A 2,046-nucleotide genomic window follows, 5' to 3' on the forward strand; every position below is an offset into this window, starting at 1 on the left:
GTTCTAATGCAGACATGGTTGATCCCGTCGCAGCCGAAACTCCGCCCGCCGCTCCGCCGGCCGCGGATGAGGCTGCCCGGGAGATCGAGGTGCTGGCCGGGTTGACGCAGCTGGCCCTGGAGATGGCCCGGACCTGCCAGGCCCGCGCCGCCGCCGCCCTCGCGGCCGGCGATCCCGACCGTGCCGGCAAGGCCGAGGCCCGCTTCAGCAGCCTGTTCCTCGGCATCCGCCGCGTCGTCGCGCTCCAGGCCAGGCTGCGCCGGCAGCAGGAGGCGTCCGCCGCAACGCCAGCCCCGGACGAGGCCGCGATGCTGTCCGAGCTGGTCGAGCTCGCGCTGGAGCTGGCCCGCGGTTTCCAGGCCCTGGGCGTCACGGCCGACGATATCGACCGTGCCGCGGATGCCGAGATCCGCTTCAGCGGCCTGTTCCTCGGCATCCGCCGCGCCATAGCGCTCCAGGCCAGGCTGCGGCAGCAGCGGGAGGAGGATCGGCGCAAGGCCGAACAGCGGCGGAAGGACCAGCAGGACGAGAAAGACGACCGGCGCCACGCCGTCGCCCAGGGCGTTGCCCGCGCCATCGCCGCGGTTCCCGACGCCGAGACCCAGGAGCGGCTGACCGTCGATCTCTGGGACCGGCTGACCGAGGACGAGCGCATCGATGTCGACCTCGCCGACACCGCCTTGCCGATCGGAGGCCTGATCGCCAGCCTGTGCCGGTCCCTCGGCCTGCCGCCCGGCGGGACGCCTCCGGCCGGCGGGCCTGCGGCCGGCGGCCCGGAAGACGGGGGAGCGCCCGGGGCCGATCGGGCCGGCTCCGGTCCGAAGGGCCAAGCTTTTGGCCCCGCCTCGCACCGGGCTTCTTCCAATGCCGGTGGCCTCATCCCGGCCGAGGACTCCGGCAAGCCTGAAGGCGAGCGCCGCGTCCATACCGCCGCCGGTGGGGTCTTCAACCCGGACCGGAAACCTGCCCTGCCGTCGCCCGGGGATGATCGGCCGCCCGCCGGCACCGGGCCACCCGGCGCCGGGCCGCCCGACTCCGCGCCGGCGACCGACCATTGCGGCTGACCGCAGGATCGGTCGCCGCCGCCGGAGATATGCACGCATGTCAACTTTCCGCGCTGGCGAGACGTTTCACAACGCACCACTCGCCGTCATTGCGAGCGCAGCAAAGCAATCCAGGACCAGCGCGAACCGGCCCCTGGATTGCTTCGCCTCCTCGCAATGACGATGTCTGGAATTCCGAGAACGTGCCGCTCGTGGGAGAGGCCTGCGCGTGGGCGCTCGGGTATCGCCGATCCGCCTCCGGCCGCGATCACTCGGCGGAGATCTGGGCGGCTCCCGTATCCTCGTCTTCCGCGCCGCCGTCAGCGGCATTTGCCGTCACGTCCCGGTCGACGGGAGGCCTCGCCGCGGCGGGCGCCTCCTCGGGCGCGGTTCGGGTCGCCGGGGCGGTCTCGCAGCCCAGCTCCGGCACCGTCACGATGCGGTGGCCGCCGCGGCCGGCGGCGCGGCAGACGATGAAGCCGCGCTGCTCCATATAGGACAGCAGGCGCCGGGTGCGGCCGACCGACTGGGTGCCGTAGGCGCGGGCGATGGTGGCGTCGGACGGGCAGGGAGCGCCGGCCATCGCCGCCTTGACCAGCAGCAGGAAGATGCCCTGCATGTCCTCCGGCAGCTCGCGCGACAGCCCGGTCGCGTGCTGCCAGGCCGGGCTCTCCGCCGTGTCGGTGTCGACGCCGGCGCGGGCCACGGCCAGCCGAGCGCGGAAGCCGGCCACGGTCGAGCGCCGGGGCGCCGCGGCTGCCGACCCGCTGGATCCGGCAGCGGCACCAGGAAATCCTGGTACAGCACCGAGATCGGGCGGAAGGCCGAATCCTCCTCCGCCACCAGGTCCCGCAGCACCGCGTCGATCGCGGCGTCGCGCTCGGCCTGGGGCATCGGGTCCGCCTCCTCCTCCACCGCAGGGGTGTCGGGGCGGCTACGGATCAGCTGGGCCAGCAGCTCGGCCGTCGATTGCGGCGGCTGCGGCGGCGGCCGGGTCGGGCGC

General features: G+C 74.0%; 2 protein-coding genes. One reads left to right on the forward strand and one right to left on the reverse strand.

What is annotated here, in order from left to right; all coding sequences use genetic code 11:
• Positions 1–89 precede the first annotated feature (89 nt).
• A complete protein-coding gene (locus P409_RS32740) occupies positions 90–1,064 on the forward strand; it encodes a hypothetical protein (RefSeq protein ID WP_034848547.1) in 975 nt (324 codons plus the stop codon).
• Positions 1,065–1,311: 247 nt separating this feature from the next.
• Here P409_RS32740 and P409_RS36660 read toward each other — a convergent pair whose 3' ends face one another.
• Positions 1,312–1,776 (reverse strand): hypothetical protein, encoded by a 465-nt coding sequence (locus P409_RS36660; protein ID WP_052121662.1) that lies wholly within the window; start codon positions 1,774–1,776, stop codon positions 1,312–1,314.
• Positions 1,777–2,046: the final 270 nt, after the last annotated feature.

Source organism: Inquilinus limosus MP06 (assembly GCF_000767795.1).
Taxonomy (GTDB): Bacteria; Pseudomonadota; Alphaproteobacteria; order DSM-16000; family Inquilinaceae; genus Inquilinus; species Inquilinus limosus_E.